This is a genomic window from Bradyrhizobium icense (genome assembly GCF_001693385.1).
GTDB classification, from domain to species: domain Bacteria; phylum Pseudomonadota; class Alphaproteobacteria; order Rhizobiales; family Xanthobacteraceae; genus Bradyrhizobium; species Bradyrhizobium icense.
Window position 1 is genome coordinate 5,971,414 of record NZ_CP016428.1, and the last position, 17,123, is coordinate 5,988,536.

General features: G+C 61.1%; 14 protein-coding genes and 1 pseudogene. 6 read left to right on the forward strand and 9 right to left on the reverse strand.

What is annotated here, in order from left to right:
- Nucleotides 1–193 precede the first annotated feature (193 nt).
- Nucleotides 194–1,639, reverse strand: a complete 1,446-nt coding sequence (locus LMTR13_RS27975) for an IS1182 family transposase (RefSeq protein WP_083218930.1) — start codon at nt 1,637–1,639, stop codon at nt 194–196.
- A gap of 337 nt (nt 1,640–1,976) precedes the next feature.
- Between LMTR13_RS27975 and LMTR13_RS27980 the strand changes: the two genes are divergently transcribed.
- Together LMTR13_RS27980 and LMTR13_RS27985 are read left to right on the forward strand one after the other, a co-directional pair.
- On the forward strand, nt 1,977–3,182 hold the full coding sequence (locus LMTR13_RS27980; RefSeq protein WP_236843178.1) for a serine hydrolase domain-containing protein: 1,206 nt from the start codon (nt 1,977–1,979) through the stop codon (nt 3,180–3,182).
- A 681-nt stretch (nt 3,183–3,863) separates the two neighbouring features.
- Nucleotides 3,864–4,499 (forward strand): tyrosine-type recombinase/integrase, encoded by a 636-nt coding sequence (locus LMTR13_RS27985; RefSeq protein ID WP_065730587.1) that lies wholly within the window; start codon nt 3,864–3,866, stop codon nt 4,497–4,499.
- Between the two features lie 786 nt (nt 4,500–5,285).
- Here LMTR13_RS27985 and LMTR13_RS27995 read toward each other — a convergent pair.
- A pseudogene (locus tag LMTR13_RS27995) lies at nt 5,286–5,893 on the reverse strand (YdcF family protein).
- 70 nt (nt 5,894–5,963) lie between these two features.
- Nucleotides 5,964–6,596, reverse strand: coding sequence for a hypothetical protein (locus LMTR13_RS28000; protein WP_065730589.1), 633 nt, complete (start codon nt 6,594–6,596; stop codon nt 5,964–5,966).
- Nucleotides 6,597–6,667: 71 nt separating this feature from the next.
- On the opposite strand from LMTR13_RS28000, the gene LMTR13_RS28005 reads away from it, so the two are divergent.
- Nucleotides 6,668–7,102: a hypothetical protein gene (locus LMTR13_RS28005; protein WP_065730590.1), complete on the forward strand. Its 435-nt coding sequence runs from the start codon at nt 6,668–6,670 to the stop codon at nt 7,100–7,102.
- Nucleotides 7,103–7,122: 20 nt separating this feature from the next.
- On the opposite strand, the gene LMTR13_RS28010 is transcribed toward LMTR13_RS28005, so the two are convergent.
- On the reverse strand, nt 7,123–9,525 hold the full coding sequence (locus tag LMTR13_RS28010) for an EAL domain-containing protein (RefSeq protein ID WP_065730591.1): 2,403 nt from the start codon (nt 9,523–9,525) through the stop codon (nt 7,123–7,125).
- Nucleotides 9,526–9,697: 172 nt separating this feature from the next.
- Nucleotides 9,698–10,204: a YciE/YciF ferroxidase family protein gene (locus LMTR13_RS28015; RefSeq protein ID WP_065730592.1), complete on the reverse strand. Its 507-nt coding sequence runs from the start codon at nt 10,202–10,204 to the stop codon at nt 9,698–9,700.
- Nucleotides 10,205–10,600: 396 nt separating this feature from the next.
- Here LMTR13_RS28015 and LMTR13_RS28020 point away from each other — a divergent pair, with 396 nt between their 5' ends.
- Nucleotides 10,601–11,656 (forward strand): lysylphosphatidylglycerol synthase transmembrane domain-containing protein, encoded by a 1,056-nt coding sequence (locus tag LMTR13_RS28020; protein ID WP_065730593.1) that lies wholly within the window; start codon nt 10,601–10,603, stop codon nt 11,654–11,656.
- Between the two features lie 97 nt (nt 11,657–11,753).
- Nucleotides 11,754–13,742: an SGNH/GDSL hydrolase family protein gene (locus LMTR13_RS28025; protein ID WP_065730594.1), complete on the forward strand. Its 1,989-nt coding sequence runs from the start codon at nt 11,754–11,756 to the stop codon at nt 13,740–13,742.
- On the opposite strand, the gene LMTR13_RS28030 is transcribed toward LMTR13_RS28025, so the two are convergent.
- The gene (locus LMTR13_RS28030) at nt 13,739–14,335 is read right to left on the reverse strand and encodes a DUF2147 domain-containing protein (protein WP_065733024.1); all 597 of its coding nucleotides are present in this window, start codon (nt 14,333–14,335) and stop codon (nt 13,739–13,741) included. The genes LMTR13_RS28025 and LMTR13_RS28030 overlap by 4 nt on opposite strands.
- A gap of 125 nt (nt 14,336–14,460) precedes the next feature.
- Complete coding sequence (locus LMTR13_RS28035) at nt 14,461–15,489, reverse strand: NAD(P)/FAD-dependent oxidoreductase (protein ID WP_065730595.1); 1,029 nt, start codon at nt 15,487–15,489, stop codon at nt 14,461–14,463.
- 157 nt (nt 15,490–15,646) lie between these two features.
- On the opposite strand from LMTR13_RS28035, the gene LMTR13_RS28040 reads away from it, so the two are divergent.
- Nucleotides 15,647–16,108, forward strand: a complete 462-nt coding sequence (locus LMTR13_RS28040) for an acyl-CoA thioesterase (protein WP_065730596.1) — start codon at nt 15,647–15,649, stop codon at nt 16,106–16,108.
- Between the two features lie 3 nt (nt 16,109–16,111).
- Here the strand turns inward: LMTR13_RS28040 and LMTR13_RS28045 are convergent, their stop codons facing one another.
- Complete coding sequence (locus LMTR13_RS28045; protein ID WP_065730597.1) at nt 16,112–16,432, reverse strand: 2Fe-2S iron-sulfur cluster-binding protein; 321 nt, start codon at nt 16,430–16,432, stop codon at nt 16,112–16,114.
- A gap of 132 nt (nt 16,433–16,564) precedes the next feature.
- Entirely contained in the window at nt 16,565–16,942 is a 378-nt protein-coding gene (locus LMTR13_RS28050) for an Hpt domain-containing protein (RefSeq protein WP_065730598.1), read from the reverse strand.
- Between the last annotated feature and the right edge of the window lie 181 nt (nt 16,943–17,123).

A 17,123-nucleotide genomic window follows, 5' to 3' on the forward strand; every position in this document is an offset into this window, starting at 1 on the left:
GTGCGCACGACGAATGCGCTAGTTGGTAAGCCCGAGGGTACTGACCGCTTTGGGTCTTGGTTGTGTGCAAACCGATAAGTCGGCACGCGGCCGTGGTCGGCAGGCGGCCGATGTTCTCGCGTCGGATCGTCCAATGACGGCCAAAGTGGGTATCGCGACGCGGTATTACGCTTTTCGACGCACTTTCTGACCTTCAGGTGGCGCGGATGGCTGCAATCAGGCTCGGTTTGCCGACGATGTTCATCACCCGTGTGAGGTTATAGGCGAGAACATGCAGCGCCATCTCAGCGGCGACATTCCGTAGGCGCTTCATCAGGAAGTGGCTCGCACCCATACGGGCTTTGATCGTGCCGAAGGGATGCTCGACCGTCTCGCGCCGCGTCCGCATGGCGTCGGGATTGGAATCGAGCCGTCTCTGGACCTCCTCGACCACATGCTCATGCTCCCAGCGCGTGATGCGGCGCTCCTTGGACGGCGTACAATGGCTCTTGATCGCGCAGCTCTGGCACGCCGCTGTCGACCAGTACCGGCGCAGCGTCATTCCATGCTCGATGTTGGTGTAGTGATAGGACAGCAGCTGGCCGGATGGGCAGCGGTAGACGTCCGCATCAGGCAGGTAGGCGAAGTCCTGTTTGCCGAACCGGCCCTCAGCCTTGGCGTTCGACGTCATGGGCTTGGGCAAGGTGACTGCAACGCCAGCCTCTTCGCAGGCTAATATCTCTTCTCCGTCGAAGTAGCCACGGTCGGCGACGGCCTCGAGTTTGTCCACTTCGAGCACTTCTTTGGCTTGTTTCGACATCCGAGCAAGCTGCCCACGGTCGTTGCCGACGTTTATGACCTCGTGCGTAACAATCAGATGGTGTTCGGTGTCCACAGCGACCTGGACATTGTAGCCGACGACGCCCGATCCGCGTCCGCTGGTGGCCATCGAACGGGCATCCGGATCGGTGAGCGATATCTGTTGATCCGGCGTGTTACGCATCTGCGCATCAAGCACTTCCAGGCGGCCCATCTCCTGCTTCAGCCGAGCGATCTTTTCCTTGATCCTCGTTGTCTTGATGATGATCGCTTCCGAAGGCTCCTGCCGATCGGCGCTATCGAGTTGACGCAGATATCGACCGACGCTTTCCTCGATCTGCGCCATCCGCCTCGCCATCTTGGCATGCGTGAAGTTGCGATCGCGGTTGTTCACCGCCTTGAACTTGCTGCCGTCAATCGCGACGCTCGGGGTCTGCAACAGGCCCATTTGCCGGCATAGCGCAACGAACTTCGCGCAAACCTTCCGGATCGCCGCGCCATTGTCCTTCCGGAAATCGGCGATCGTCTTGTGATCGGGAGCCAGGCGGCCGATCAGCCACATCACCTCGACATTCCGGCACGCCTCACGTTCCAGGCGCCGACTGGATTGCACCCGATTGAGATAACCGTAGATGTAAAGCTTCAGAAGGACTGCCGGATGATAGGAGGGCCGGCCCGTCTCCTTGGCGATCACACGCTCAAACCCCAGTCCATGCAGGTCGAGCGCCTCGACGAACACATCGATCACATGGACCGCGTTGTCCTCGCTTACCCAATCCTCCAGGCATTCCGGCAAGAGCGTCAGCTGGGATCTGTCCGCGCCTTCAACGAAGCGTCCCATCCGTATCCCCCATCAGGAAACGGAGGAATCGTACCTGACTCGTGGCTTTTCACACAGCCAGGGTCATAAACGGCAGTCGAGACAAGCGCGAGCCGTGTCCGGACCAGCTCAGACAGCCGACCTGCTGACACCTTTTGCGCTGTTCGGCTCAGGGCCAATAAGCGACATTGCGCACCGTAACGGCAGCAGAGAGCGACAAACCTCATTCAAATCGATATGCTGAACGTGCCACAAGCGAGAGCGAGCCACTTTATCTTCGCGGAAGCACGCCATGACGCATATGCAACACTCACTGATAAAGGCCCTGGCATTCTTCAGTGCAATCGGATGTGTTCTTATGACTGTCGCGCTCTCGACAGCTATCCATCCTGCTATCAAGAATCCTTCGATAGGGGGATTTTCGCAGATTACTTCTTGGTACAAGAAACGGATTGATGCGGTCGACCCTTCGGGCAAGGACCTGTCGGGTGCAGTCATCGCCATAGCTAAAGAGGGCAAGCTTGCTTATCTTCAACCCATTGGCTTCCAAGATCGCGCCAAGACCATTCCCATGACGACCGACTCGATCTTCTGGATCGCGTCGATGACCAAGCCGATCACCAGTGTTGCAGCCATGATGCTGGTAGACGACGGCAAGCTCGATCTCGATGCTCCGGTCGCGAAATACCTGCCCGAGCTGAAGACCATGCAAGTCGCGACCGCGAAGCCTAACCCGGCGTCAGGGAAGATCGACATTGCGCTAGAACCGCCGAAGCGACCAATGACCGTGCGCGACCTGCTTCGTCATACTTCCGGCTTGGTCTATCCGCCGCAATTTGTAGATGAGCCGATCAACAGGCTCTACGCTAAGGCCGCTTTCAAGCCGGACAATTCCCTCGCCGAGTTTGTGACAAGTCTTTCGAGCTTGCCGCTGGCACACCAACCGAGTGAGGTCTGGGAATACAGCTGGGGCGTAGATGTTCTGGCGAGGATTGTCGAAGTTGCTTCCGGCCAGGAGTTTGATCAATTCCTGCAGAGCCGCATTTTCAAGCCCCTCGGGATGGTTGACACCGGCTTCTACGTACCGAGCGAAAACCTCGGCCGCGTGGTCGAGGCACCAACGACGCGGCCTCCTCAATTTGACATCACAAAGCCGCGCAAGCTCCTTTCAGGTGGCGGCGGACTTGCCTCGACGGCTCTCGACTACTTGCGCTTCTGCCAAATGTTGCTCAATGGCGGTGAGCTCGACGGAGTTAGGATACTCGCACCTGAGATAGTGAAGCTGATGACCGCCAACGCGCTACCATACGATGTTAGCTTTGTGGGCCGCAGTGTCGGCCCAGACCATGGGACAACGTTTGGCCTTGGCTTTGCCATTCGCACCAGCGGCGGGTCAGCCGGCAGTTTTGGCTGGAGTGGAGTTTGGGGGACGCAGTTCTGGGTTGATCCGGCGCAGAAGGTGATCGCTGTACAGATGATCCAGGTCGCACCAGAAAAGGTCAGCGATTATTTCACGGCGATGCGCAATCTGACATACGGAGCGCTGAATATCTCGCAACATTGAGTTCTCGCGACTTGCCGAATGCCGAAGGCGACCGCTGCCGCGCGGCGACGTGCAGAAGCGGATTGCCGAGGTCCGCGACGGGTCAAAATGCGAAGAACTCAACGCGAGCAAATCCAGTCCGCGATGCCCCATTGAACGGACCTCAATAAGGCGTGCCGCGAGTTCGCCGAAGAGCCAGAAGGGGAAGTCAACGATATCACGCGTATCCTAGTCCTTTTTGGGCAGGGCGCGTATCAACAATACAACGACCCCTATCCATACAGCCCAAAGGATTACCGTGATCACCGCGAACCCAGCCGCATCGTGGGGTTTCTCAGTACGCTTGTGATGTATGTTGAGCCGAGAGCCACCAACATCAGACAAAAAAGGAATAGGATTCCGATGGCGAGGCCACACCCCCTCGCCGTGCTGGTAGACTTTGACGAATCCGGGTCAGCCATGACACTCGCAGTACTGCGTTGGTCTTTGCATAGCGATAGGCCCACAACCTTGACGATTTATTGCTGAAAACCGACCCCTCCTGAACTTTCAGCAGATGCCGACCGAATATCCGTTCAGGGTCAAAATGTGCCGTCTGATCGGTCGAATTGGACCCGAGAACGTCTCCAATCGTCTGAAAGGCGACCTTATTCCAGCAGATTGCCGGCTTGAGAATCACCGACCTCAACTGAGGAGGTCACCATGACCGAAGCTTTAAGCACCATCGAAAACACCTCAAACCACGTCCCGTGGAATAAGGGAAAGATCGTCGGAGCGAAGCCGCCACTCCGCCCCAAGCACGTCTGGTCCATCCGGACAATGCTCCAAGTCGAAGGCCGGCTCCGTGACCTGGCTCTGTTCAACGTGGCCATCGACAGTAAACTTCGTGGCTGCGATGTCGTGGCGCTGAAGGTCGATGACATCGCGCCAAGCGGCTATGCAGCCGATCGCGCAAGCGTTCGGCAAAAGAAGACGGACCGGCCTGTCAAGTTCGAACTTACCGAGTCAACGCGCCAGGCCGTCGACGACTATCTGAAGGCCGCCGTCAAGAAGCCGGGCGAATATCTGTTCACCGGCCGACGGGGACCCAACTGCAGCCTGACCACTCGGCAGTACGCGCGGCTGTTGTCTGATTGGCTCGCCAGCGTAGGGTTGGATCCGCACCTGTTCGGGACACATTCGCTACGTCGAACAAAAGCGACCCTCATCTATCGGCGCACGGGCAACTTGCGAGCCGTCCAGCTCTTATTGGGTCACACGAAAATCGAGAGTACCGTTCGATATCTGGGAATCGAGGTCGACGACGCGCTCGCAATAGCAGAACAAGTTGACGTCTGAGTCACCGGGGCGGAGCGGACCAACTCCGCCCTGTTTAGACGGGCAGCTCCGGGCCAAAACCGGAAATCAACAGGACGATGCCAAGGTCATGGCAGCTTGTCGGCGGCCATAGCCTGTGCACTGTTTCGCTTTGCGATGACTGCGGCGCTTCAAGCCCGATTCACTGTCCCGGCCAAAGCGCCAAAAAACCATCCGGCGGAGAAACAGAGAATAAGCATCATTAGATTCATCGTTACGAGGACGACAGGCTTGTCTTGAATAAAATGAAGTACGATCCAGCCCAGCAGCATGCAAATTGCCCCGCAGCCTGCCGGCCAATACGCACGCCGCCGAACTGCGAGCCACTGGGCCGGGCTAAGCAGCTCAGAGTTCCGTGATAGAGTCCAAGATCGGCGAAACGATACCTCGTAACTCAAGGCTACCACGATCAGACAGGCAATGAGGAGGAAGAAGCCGGACATTTCCGTTGGTGCCAACCGTTGCAAACTTGAAGGAGACAGGCAAGACAATAGCGTGGATTGATTGCCTCAACCTTAAGGAGATAGAGAACAAATAACTGTATCGGGCCACTATTCCAAACTCGTGAGCGAAGTCTGCTTTGGGTCACGGGCTGCCTTCCCGAATGCGTTAGCGCCACGGCCGCTGTACCCCAGATAGCTGCCGACTTGCTGCACGCGCAAGTCGGCGGACTCGGACCAAACCCGGTTGTGCGGTCACGCGCCTCATTTCGGCTGACAGATGCAAGGCAGTTCGATCGGACAACCCGTCAAAACCTCTGCAGAGGTACTAGCGGTCACGCGGCTTGCCCACCGGCCACTCCGCGATAAAGCCCCTCGCCTTGTATGGCTCGATCTTGTCCCATTCGGTGAGCATGCGGCGGCTGAATTCGGCGTCGGTGTACCAGAGCGCCCGCGGCGTCTTGAAACTGTCGACCATGACGAGCATCTTCTCAACTTCCGGCCAGTGCCGGTGCAGCGTCATCGGATAGCGGCGCGCGGTCCAGGTATTGCCGAGGCAGATCACGCTGCGGATGTTGGCGAGGCCGAGCACAGCGTCGATGATCGGCAGCGCAAAGATCACGTTTTCGCCGGTGTCGTCGAGCGATCCTCTCTCAGGATGATGTCGGCTGGAACGCCCCGCGCGATCATTGCACCCGCAATGACCTCGCATTCCGACTGACCGGATCCCGGCGTCACGCCGCCGCTCACGATCGCCCAGCGAAAATATCCATCGTGCCACAGCTTGCACGCTTCATCGACACGCTCCTCGACATCCTCGCGCGTTCCGAACACGAACAGCAGATCGGCCGGCCGCAACGGCGTCTCGATCAGATGCCGCGCGTTGATCGCGGCAATTTCGGCCTCGGTTGGCGATCGCCTGTTTCGATCCGTCACGGCAGTTCGTCTGATTTCGAAAACGGTCCGATCATCATGCCGCGCGTCAGGCGTCCGGCGAAGTCACATTTCATTTCGCCGGATTGCGAGGCAGCGCCGGCAACAATGTCTCCGGCAGGCGATCGAACGTGTAGAGCCGCGGCTTGTTGCGCCAGATGAAGCCGCCCATCTGCCATCCGAACAGGGCGGCGAATCCGACCAGAAACAAGGCGCCCGCGAATTCACCGGTAGCGACTGCGCGCGCGAGCAATCCTGCAATCGCAATCGCGACCAGCGCCAGCAGCAGACAGCCGCCGGCATAGGTTATCGGCCCGATGCCACCGATCAGCGCGATGTCGCTCCGAGCCCTCTTCAGGCGCGCATGCAGTTGCTCGATGAAGGCTCGGTAGTCGCGGTCCTGCGGCGTCATCAGCACGACGGTGTGCCAACTTGTCGAAAAAGCGGTGATGCGCTGGCCGCTCTTGTGGTCGATATCCGCGCGAAAGCGGCGCGACTGCATCGACATCGGCCGATAGGAGAGACGCACAGCGACGATATCGGCATACGGCCAGATACCGGACTTTCCCCGCGCCTGCCACCACAGCCCTTCATCCCTGAGCTCGAATTCATGCGCCGATCCGACCAGCGATGCCTTGTAGACGTAGCGGGTCCCGGGCGTGCCCTCCCCTGCTGTCGTGGCCTGTTCCGTTAGTGAAGGAGACAATTCGGAAATCCCGTTATCGGTTGAGCGCCGCCTGCTTGCGCGGCGAGCCGGCTTTACCTTACAAGCGGGCCATGGCCGATACGACTTATTTTCCGCGGCGCCTGATCCTGGCCGGCGCGATTGTTTCCGGAGTGCTACTGGCATTGGCCGTGCACATGCTGGGCGCACGCTACGGGCTCGATCTCGGCGGCCTGTGGCGAACCGATACAAGCGAATTCATGCCCGCGGGCGCGGCAATTGCGTGGTGGCTGATCGCAACCGTGGGATTTTCCGGTGGTTATTTTACCGCCAACCTCATGCACAGCGCGGCCTCAGGCCAAATTCCGCAGCGGATGCGGCAGTTCCTGGTCGCGGTCGGCGTGCTGATCCTGGCCGGCGCCGGACAGGCCGCCTCCGCGCCGAGCCCGGTTCCGACCGTGTCGGGCGTGCTCGCCGGCCTTGCGGCCTTATGCCTCGGCGCCGTGATGGCATTCTGCGGCGCGCATTTCGCATTGCGCAAGGCTTAAGGAAAACAAGAGTTGAGAAGCTAGGCGACGACCCGCGCCCGTGGCTTCAACAGCATCGTTTCCACCTCGGCTGCGGGACGCGGCGGGCTGAACAGATAGCCTTGCGCCTGCGTGCAGCCCTCCTGGCGCAAGAGGTCGAACTGCGCGTCGGTCTCGACGCCTTCCGCCGTTGTAACGATACCCAGGCTCTTGCCGAGGCCGGTGACGGCGCGGACGATCGCCATCGAATCATCGCGCGTCGCCAGTTCGGTGACGAACGAGCGATCGATCTTGATCTTGTCGAACGGGAAGCTGCGCAGGTAGCTCAAGGACGAATATCCGGTCCCGAAGTCGTCGAGCGAAATCCGGACGCCAAAGGCGCGAAGCTCGTGCAGCACCGAAAGCGTTGCCTCGCTGTTCTGCAGCAACACCGATTCCGTGATCTCGAGCTCGAGCCGGTGCGCCGGAAGACCCGAGGCTTTCAGCGCCTCCTTCACCGTCGATACCAGGTTGGGATTCTTGAACTGCACCGGCGACAGATTGACGGCGACACCGACATCCTGCGACCACTGGGCCGCGTCGATGCAGGCTCGGCGCAACACCCAGTCGCCGATCGGCACAATCAGGCCGGTTTCCTCCGCCAGCGGAATGAAGTTGGCCGGAGAGATCATGCCGCGTAGCGAATGATTCCACCGCACCAGCGCTTCGAAACCGACGACGACATCTTTGGCGACGTCGCGGATCGGCTGGTAATAGACTTCGAATTCTCCGCGCTGCAGCGCGGCGCGTAAGTCGAGTTCCAGCAGCCGTCGGGCCTGCGCGCGGGCGTCCATCCCGGTCTCGAAGAAGCGGTAGGTGCCGCGGCCGTCCTCCTTGGCGCGATAGAGCGCAAGATCGGCCTTCTTGAGGAGTTCATCGGGATTCTTGCCATCCTCCGGCGCCAGCGAAATGCCGATGCTGACCCCGATGACGAGCTGATGACCGGCGATTTCGTAGGGCGCCGAAACCTTCTCGACCACGTGGCTGGCGAGCAAGGCAACGGCGGACGGGTCGCAATCGCTGCAGAACTGCACGATCACGAATTCGTCCCCGCCCAGCCTCGCCACCGTGTCGTTCTCGGTGATGCATTCGCCGAGACGGCGGGCGACTTCTTTCAAGAGCGCATCGCCGACCGGATGGCCGAGCGAGTCGTTGATGTCCTTGAAGTGGTCGAGGTCGAGACAGAGCACAGCAAGCTGATCGCTGCGTTTGGCGAGCCGCAACGCCTTCTCGAGTTGCTCGCGGAACAACGTCCGGTTCGGCAGATTGGTCAGCGCGTCATGGCGCGCCATGTGGGAAATCTGCTCCTGGGCGGCCTGCCATTCGGTGATGTCCTCGAAGGTCGCGACCCATCCACCGCCCTTCATCGGCTGGTCGACGACGCGGAGCGAACGTCCGTTGCGGCCGATCGACTTGGTCACGGTGTTGCCGGCCTTGGCATCCGCTACCACCGCGGCGAAGAATTCATCGGGATCGCCGTCCCATTCGCCGACCGATTTCAGTTCGCGCAGAACGTCGATCAGCAACCGTCCTTGCAGCGGCATGCCGGACCGGTCCATCAACTCGACGTAGCGTTGGTTGAATAGCAGGATTCGGCCGTCTGCATCGAACATGCAAAGTCCCTGCGACATGTTGTCGAGCGCGGTATCGAGCAGCACTTTCTGCTGGTGCAGCTCGCCCTTGGCGCGGCGGTCGATCATGGCCGCCAACAGCGACAGGCCGAGGATGGCGAACGCCGCGACCGCTGTCAGGAAGGAAAGCGCGGTCGGAGAAATCGACAGCCCGTCGGTCCCGAGCGTCGGGTCGGGAATCAGTGTGACGGCGCCCATCGCCGTGAAATGATGCGAAACGATGGCAACCGTAAGCAGCCCCGTGGCGCCCAGGGTATGGGCGGGATTGTCGCGACGCACGGCAACAAGAAGCGCCATGGCCGCAAATACGCTGCCAAGCACGATCGAGGTCACGACGATGCCGGGCGACCACACAATGAAGGCCGGAAGCTCGAGTGCCGCCATACCGGTATAGTGCATCGCTGCGACGCCGGCGCCAATCACGGCGCCGCCGATCGCGACCACCGGCCACCGTGCGCTCGACAGCGCTATGCACAGACCGACGGCGACGATGCCTATCGCGAAGACCAGCGACAACAGCGTAACGGGAATGCTGTATCCGGCTCCAGCGCCGGGATCGTAGGCCAACATCGCGACGAAATGCGTGGCCCAGATTCCGCAGCCGCCGACCGCTGCGTCGAGGCCGATCCAGATCGCGCGCGTACGGCCGCGCGAGGCCCTGGCACGATGAAACAGACTGATGGCGACTGCGCTGGCAAGCCAGCAAATGGTACCGGCAAGCACGACCAGGCGCCAGTCATGCTCGGAAGTGAGGCAAGTTAGGACGCGATACATTACAGACCCCCGTAGGCCTGTAACAGCAGCCCTATTCGTATATTTGGCGTAACCGCTGCGGCTCAGTTGCGCGGATGGTGAACAAACGCTTTTTGGCATGCCAGGCATGCCGGCGCTGAAACGCCGCGCAGCTACTTCTCCGCGCGGCGTTTTGCCTCAATAGCGCGACGAATCAGCTTGCGGCTCGCAGGTTGACCTTACCTTCCGCCAGCGAGGTCAGCTTCTTGTCGACCGTCTTTTCCTCGTCGAGCGTCTTCTGCAGTATGCTGGCGCAATCGTTGCGGCCGAGCTGCCGCGCCCACGCGATCAGGCTGCCGTAACGGGTGATTTCATAGTGCTCGGCAGCTTGGGCGGCATTGATGAGAGCTGCGTCCAGCACGGCCTTATCAGCGATCTCGCCCGCGACATCGTCGGCTTCCTCGATGATGCCGTCGATCGCCGGGCAATCGACCGCCTTCACCTCGGCGCCGTGCATGCGGAATATCTCTTCGAGACGCTGCACATGCGTCTTGGTTTCGTCGAGATGGCTCAGGAAGCCCTGTTTGAGCTGCTTGTCGGTAGCCTTTTCGGCCATTTTTGGCAGCGCTTTCACGAGTTGCTTTTCAGCATAGTAGATATCCTGCAATTGGTGGACGAACAGGTCATTCATCGTCTTGATGTCTTTGGTGAACAGTCCCATTGCGGTTCTCCGTCGTTTGGGAACACGCAGGCGCAGGCCTCATGCTGGCTGGGCGCGCGCTTCATGTTCGGTGCCGATCCGAACTAACCTGCTCGCAAAAAGGACGTTCCTGAAGGCCGCGAAAACGCCGCGATGGAACGGGCGGAACGGCGCGGCAAAAAGAGCCCCAAAAGAGCCTTGGGAACGGACCTCGTTGCGACTCAAATTCGTTAACGCCGCGACATATGTATGGCGTATGACAAAGGCGGCGAACGACGCCAAAAGGCATGCTTGTCAAGGGCTGCACAACGGCCCGGTTTTGGCTTATGGGTTTCGCGCACGGTGCCTCTGACCGTCGACTGTCACCCGTCGTGACAGGCCCCATCTTTACGTATTGCCGCCCCGCCGGGAGGATGAATGCATCGGCTGCTGACCGCGCTCAGGCGTGGCTTCAAGGAGAAGATCGGCTGGAAACGGCTGGGAATTGTCGCGAGTCTTCTCATCATAGCTCTTGCGATCACCCATCTGGTGCGCACCCTCAAGGGCGTCGACACCGGGATCGTTCTGACTGCGCTGACCGAAATCGCACCGCATCGCATCGCGCTGGCGGCGTTATGTGTGGTGGGAGCTTTTTGCACGCTCACCTTCTATGATTTCTTCGCATTGCGAACCATTGGCAAGAACCACGTCCCCTACCGCATCGCCGCTCTGTCGAGCTTCACGAGCTACACAATCGGCCACAATATCGGCGCCACCGTCTTTACCGGCGGCGCAATCAGGTTCCGGATCTATTCCGACTACGGCTTGACCGCGATCGACGTCGCCAAAATCTGCTTCCTCTCGGGCCTCACCTTCTGGCTCGGCAACCTGTTCGTGCTCGGATGTGGTATGGCCTGGCACCCCGAAGCGGCAACGGCGATGGACCTGTTGCCGCCGGCGGTGAATCGGCTGATCGCGATCGGCTGCCTTGCCGGCATCGCTGCATATTTCATCTGGCTGTTGATGGGCGAAGGCCGCCGCGAGCTCGGACAGAACGGCTGGAAGGTCGTGTTACCCTCCGCCCGACTGACGCTGCTGCAAGTTCTGATCGGCGTCGTCGATCTCGGCTTCTGCGCGCTGGCGATGTATCTGCTGATGCCGATGTCGCCGCACATCGATTTCGTTTCGCTGGCGGTGGTGTTCATCCTGGCGACGCTGCTCGGCTTTGCCAGTCATGCGCCCGGCAGTATCGGCGTGTTCGATGCCGCGATGCTGGTGGCGCTGCCGCAATTCAGCAAGGAAGAGCTGCTCGCGACGCTGGTGGTGTTTCGGATCCTCTACTTCCTGATCCCTTTCGGTATCTCGATCTCGATCATGGGAACGCGCGAAGTCTGGCTCAGCGTGGTGCAGCCCTGGCAGGAACGCCGCCGGCTCAACCAGGCCTGCACCGCCAAGGCCAGGGTGCGGCAATCGATTAACGGGCGGCAACCCTGAGGCTGGTAACGGCGTCGTTATCTGCGCCGTCTGGTCTTTTGGGTCGGGGCTGCCTCATTCTCTTATTTCTGCCTTACCGCTAACGTCAAACGACGCCATGGCTGGAATTCTCCTACGTTCGATGATGTCGGCCGCACTGATTGCCGGCGCGCTGATTGGAATAGTCACGCCCGCTGCGGAAGCCCAGACCGCCGGCGGCTACGGGCCGCTGCAGATTTCCTGGGAGGTGCGCAACCGCTTCCGCCTGTTCCGCGAGGAGCGGGATTTCCTGCTGCACGTGGAAAGCGGACGCGGCCACGGCGTGCTGGCTTCGGAGCAGGTGCTGGCGATCCAGAGCGACGGCCGCGGCTGGGCGCGCAACACCGTGAACCGGCTTTGTATCGATCTTGCGGGCCGCGTCAGCGAGCCCTGCACGCGCGACAACGTCAAGGAAAGCTATCTGACGCCGATCGATCATCCGGTCGTGATCCGCCTGACGGGCCCGGTGCCTGTCGGCGCGACCTGCGCCTGGACGGTCGACGACGGCGACGGCCCGCAAACTTCCACTTTCGACTGCGCCGAACCGGTCAACCTCCGGGTCCGCTACGGCCGCACCACAGTCGTGACCGCCGACGTATCCAGCTCGGAGGGCAGTCAGCGCGCTTTCACCGAGATCGCGGTGCGCGACATCTTCATCGCAGGCCTCGGCGACAGCATCGCCTCCGGCGAGGGAAATCCGGACCGTCCCATTGCGCTGGCCGATGAAGGCTTCTGCTTCCGCTCCTATCTCGGAACGGCGGCCTCGCAATATTACCGGCCGAGCCGCGCGGGCTATAAAGGCGGGCGCGCGTGCGAGGCGCCCGACTTGCTGACGGTCTGGCAGCGGCAGAGCGCGCTCTGGTTCAACCCAGCCTGCCATCGTTCGCTCTACAGTTATCAGACCCGGACCGCACTGGCCCTTGCCGTACGATATCCGCACATCGCGGTGACCTATTTGCCGCTGGCCTGCACCGGCGCCACCATTGCCGATGGGCTGTTCGGCTCGCAGCGCGCACGCGACTGCCTGCCGTCGAAATCGGGCGGTGCGTGCCAGGGCACCGTGAACGGCCAACTGGCCGAACTGCGAGAAGCCGTCACCGCCGCAAAACGCCGCCAGCCGGATCGCAAGCTCGACCTGGTGCTGCTGTCGATCGGCGCCAACGACATTTATTTTTCCGGCCTTGTCGCCGACGTCATCGTAGACACGACAACCGAACGCGCGCTGTTTCGGCGCAGCGGCGTAATGGCTTCGGTGGACGACGCTCGCAGTGCGATGACGCGGGACCTGCCGCAGGGCTTTGCCAAGCTGCGCGAGGCGCTGAAGCCGTTGCTCGGCGGCGACCTGTCGCGGGTGGTCTACACCGCCTACGCCAATCCGACGCTGTCGAATGGCGGCGCGCCCTGCCCCGGCGGACGCGCCGGCTTCGACATTCATCCCTCGTTCAACGCCCAGCCGCAGCGGCTCGCCGCTGTGTCGAACTTCGTCGAGAACGAATTCCTGCCGCAGTTGCGAGCGCTGGCGCTCTGCGAGGGCGGCATCCTGTGCCGCAATCCCCGCGCCGACCGCATGACCTTCGTCGACAGCCATCAAACCAGCTTTGCCAGCCACGGCTTCTGCGCACGCGCCGAAAGCGATCCCGAATTCGACCGGCAATGCTTCTCGGCGACCGGCGACAGCTTCGATCCCGACCTCGTCACGGCCGCCAACCAGCCGATGCTGTGCGGCCGCAGCGCCGGCGAGTACCGCGCCTATCTGCCCCGCGCGCGCTGGATCCGCGACGCCAACGACAGCTACTTCGCGGCGATGACCTACCCGCAAGGCCTGCCGGCGTCGCAGCAGCCATCCGATATCCATGATGCGACCTGGGGCGTCTTGTCCGCGGTCTATGGCGGCGCGGTGCATCCGAGCGCCGAGGGCCACGCCGCCATGGCGGATGCCGCTGTGCCGGCCGCCGCCGCCGTGCTGCAGCTCGATGCGGCGGTGCCTGAAGTCACGTCGCAGCCAATGCAGCCGATACCGGTTTTGCCCGACGTGCCGCGCCCACCAGGCAGAACCGGATTGAACTAGCGCGCAGGTGCTGGCGCCGTGGTCTTCTTGGGTGTTGCCGGGGCCTTTGCCGCACCGACGGGTTGCTTCGTAACCGCGGCATGCGCCGGCAGATATTTTGCGATGACAGCAGGATCGACCTGCGCCAACGCCGTATCAGGCAGTCGGGTCCATACTTCATCTTTGCCGAACAGCGAGATGCCGAGATACCCGCGCATCGTCAACGTCTGCCCATCGGGACTGAGCGTCATCTTGGCCTTGTAGATCTTGCCATCGCGCGGATCGAGCACGTTGCCGTTCTCGTATTTCAATCCCTCGCGCTTCATGTCGCGGATGAAGGAGAGCCCGAGCCACGGCGCATCCTTTCGATCGTCGGTGCATTTCGAGCAGATCGGATTGGGAGCATCACCGGGTTCGGAAAAGAGCTTGGCGAACGCGCCTTCGAAGACACCGTTGCGATCGACCACCAGAAACCATCCGACCGGCTTGCCCTTCTCGACCTTCTCCCACAGCCCGGCTGCGGAAGGTCCCGCCGGCTGCGCGGCGAGCTCACCGGCAAACGCGAGCCCGATCAGAAGCGGGAGCATCAGTTGAAATCCGGCCAGCTTGCGCATCGTCATCACCTGATCAATTCGCTAGATGAATGGCCGCAGACTAAGGCCATTTCGCGGACGGTTCCAGCGACGATAGGCGCGCGCGCCCCGAGAAAGTTCCGCGAAACCTCCTTTTTTCTGGAAAATCAACTGACCCCGAGCTTCTTCTGCAGGCTGGACGACGAAGTGGTGTACTGGAACACCAGCCGCTTGTCCGGATAGACGTAGCGGTGCGCCTTCTGCGCCATCAGCGCCCCCTCATGGAATCCGGACAGAATCAACTTGAGCTTGCCGGGATAGGTGTTGATGTCGCCGATCGCGAAGATCCCGGGAACATTGGTTTCGAACGCCGCGGTGTCGACCGGCACCAGATTGTTCTCGAGCGCGACGCCCCAGTTCGCAACCGGTCCGAGCTTCATCGTCAACCCGAAGAACGGCAGCATCGTATCGCACGCGATCTTCGTGATCGCGTTGTCGTTGCCCTTCATCATCGCCGCCGACAGCTTGCCGCCCTCGCCTTCGAGCGACGTCACCTGACCGATCTTCAGATCCATCTTGTCGCTCGCTACCAGCGCACGCATCTGCTCGACGCTGTGCGGCGCGGCACGGAAATCGTCGCGCCGGTGCAGAAGCGTCACACGTTTCGCGATCGGATGCAGATTGAGCGTCCAGTCGAGCGCGGAATCGCCGCCGCCGACGATCAGGATGCTCTTGTCGCGGAACTGCTCCATCTTGCGCACGGCATAGAATACCGAGGTGCCTTCATACGCCTCGATGCCCGGCACCGGCGGACGCTTCGGCTGGAATGAGCCGCCGCCCGCAGAAATCACCACCACCTTGCACTCGAACACCTTGCCGGCATCGGTCGTCACGCGGAACAGCGGGTCGCCGATCTTCTCGATCGTCTCCACCATCTCGTTGAGATGGAAGGTCGAGCCGAACGGCTTGATCTGTTCGAGCAACGCGTCGGTGAGGCCCTGCCCGGTGACGAAGGGAATGCCGGGAATGTCGTAGATCGGCTTCTCCGGGTAGAGTTCGGCACACTGGCCGCCGATCTTGTCGAGGATGTCGACCAGATGCGCCTTCATATCCAACAGGCCCAATTCGAAGACGGCGAACAGTCCGCACGGACCCGCTCCAATAATCAGCACATCGGTTTTGATCGCTTCGCTCATATCAGCTTCTTTTCGGTTGAAGTCGACTGGGACGGCTTTCGCAGTCCAGCCAAAGGGGGCCGGACATGCATATTAGGGGCAGAGGCTGGCGCGGCAACCCCTTGCCGAGCTTCGACAGGTGGGCTGTATGTGCGGGAAACCGACGGAGATCGCCCCTGTGAATGCCCCGATCCGCGCCGATGACGCGCTGCGCCTGGAAGACTTTCCCTATCGGCTCTCGGACAGTGTCCGCTTTGCCGATCTCGACCCCAACGGGCACGTCAACAATGCGGTGTATGCAACCTATTTCGAAACCGGCCGTGTCACGCTGGTAAAGGATCGCAGCCACGGGCTGATGCCGCCGGGACTCGGCTGGATCATGGTGCGCCTCGACATCCATTTCCGTGCCGAACTGCACTGGCCGGGCAAGATCGAACTGGGACTAGGCCTCGTCAAATTCGGACGGACGTCGACCACCTTCGATCAGGTCGTGTTTTCCGAAGGACGATGCGTGGCGTCGGCGAAAGCAATTACGGTCATGATCGACGAGGCCACGCGCAGGCCGACACCGCTGCCGGCCGAGGTCAAAGAGAATTTTCGGCGCTGGGTCCGTCGCGGCGTCAACCCGGACGGCGAGTAGAGCTCAGGCCTGCCGTTCCGGCGTCGACACCACGAGACCGTCGAGGTCGTCGCTTACCTTGATCTGGCACGACAGGCGCGAGTTCGGCCGCACGTCAAAGCCGAAATCCAGCATGTCTTCTTCCATCGGAGTCGGCGCGCCAACCTTCTCGCGCCAGGCCTCGTCGACATAAACGTGACAGGTCGCGCAGGCGCAGGCGCCGCCGCATTCGGCTTCGATGCCCGGAATGGCGTTGCGGATCGCGGCTTCCATCACGGTCGCGCCGTTCTCAACTTCAATGGTTCGCTTCTCGCCGTTATGGTCGACAAAGTGGATTTTGGCCATGATCGCTCGTGCTGCCGGAATATGTAAGGAAGGTCCCGGCAGTCCCTATAACGGGTCGATCCGCGCAGCGCCAGCGGTCGGGAGGAAAACCTTAAACCGGGCATTATACGAAGGTTTTGGGCGGCTTCCCGCTCAGGAACGGCGTAGAACCGCATCGATCGTTGCCCGCGCCCGTGCAACCGCGTCGCTGAGTTCGTCGAGCGCGTCAGACGGGTCGGAGCCGCCGGCAATCGCCGCCTCCAGCCGGGTCGCGGCATCGGCGACGGCAAAGGCACCGATCGCGCGGGCCGAGCCCTTCAGCGTATGCACCAATGCGCCTGCATCCGAAGGCAAGGCGGCGAGCGTGCTCACCAATCCTGCTGATTGAGCCACGAACATCGCCAACACCTCCTGCTCAAGGCTGGCATCGCCGAGCGTCATGCACTTGAGATGTTCGAAGTCGATCGGCCCGTCATCGGGAGCCAGCGGCGGCGATGGCATCCATTCTATCCGTTCGAGATGAAGCGGCATTAGCTTAAGTCCGGATCGCCCAGCACAGTGATTCTACGGAAAGGGCATTTCCGCCAGCCAACCACGGCATCGGTTAACGGAACGTTCTCAGAATTTGCCGCAGCTTTGCCCCATTTTCGCCCGTAATCTGCCGGGATCGCCAATCCGGTTCCAGAAATTTGTGTATCCGTAAGGTCTTAAG

Coding starts and splice junctions, on each gene's coding strand:
- LMTR13_RS27975 (WP_083218930.1), bottom strand. CDS start 1,639: ATGGGACGCTTCGTTGAAGGCGCGGACAGATCCCAGCTGACGCTCTTG.
- LMTR13_RS27980 (WP_236843178.1), top strand. CDS start 1,977: ATGACTGTCGCGCTCTCGACAGCTATCCATCCTGCTATCAAGAATCCT.
- LMTR13_RS27985 (WP_065730587.1), top strand. CDS start 3,864: ATGACCGAAGCTTTAAGCACCATCGAAAACACCTCAAACCACGTCCCG.
- LMTR13_RS28005 (WP_065730590.1), top strand. CDS start 6,668: ATGGCCGATACGACTTATTTTCCGCGGCGCCTGATCCTGGCCGGCGCG.
- LMTR13_RS28010 (WP_065730591.1), bottom strand. CDS start 9,525: ATGTATCGCGTCCTAACTTGCCTCACTTCCGAGCATGACTGGCGCCTG.
- LMTR13_RS28015 (WP_065730592.1), bottom strand. CDS start 10,204: ATGGGACTGTTCACCAAAGACATCAAGACGATGAATGACCTGTTCGTC.
- LMTR13_RS28020 (WP_065730593.1), top strand. CDS start 10,601: ATGCATCGGCTGCTGACCGCGCTCAGGCGTGGCTTCAAGGAGAAGATC.
- LMTR13_RS28025 (WP_065730594.1), top strand. CDS start 11,754: ATGGCTGGAATTCTCCTACGTTCGATGATGTCGGCCGCACTGATTGCC.
- LMTR13_RS28030 (WP_065733024.1), bottom strand. CDS start 14,335: ATGCGCAAGCTGGCCGGATTTCAACTGATGCTCCCGCTTCTGATCGGG.
- LMTR13_RS28035 (WP_065730595.1), bottom strand. CDS start 15,489: ATGAGCGAAGCGATCAAAACCGATGTGCTGATTATTGGAGCGGGTCCG.
- LMTR13_RS28045 (WP_065730597.1), bottom strand. CDS start 16,432: ATGGCCAAAATCCACTTTGTCGACCATAACGGCGAGAAGCGAACCATT.
- LMTR13_RS28050 (WP_065730598.1), bottom strand. CDS start 16,942: ATGCCGCTTCATCTCGAACGGATAGAATGGATGCCATCGCCGCCGCTG.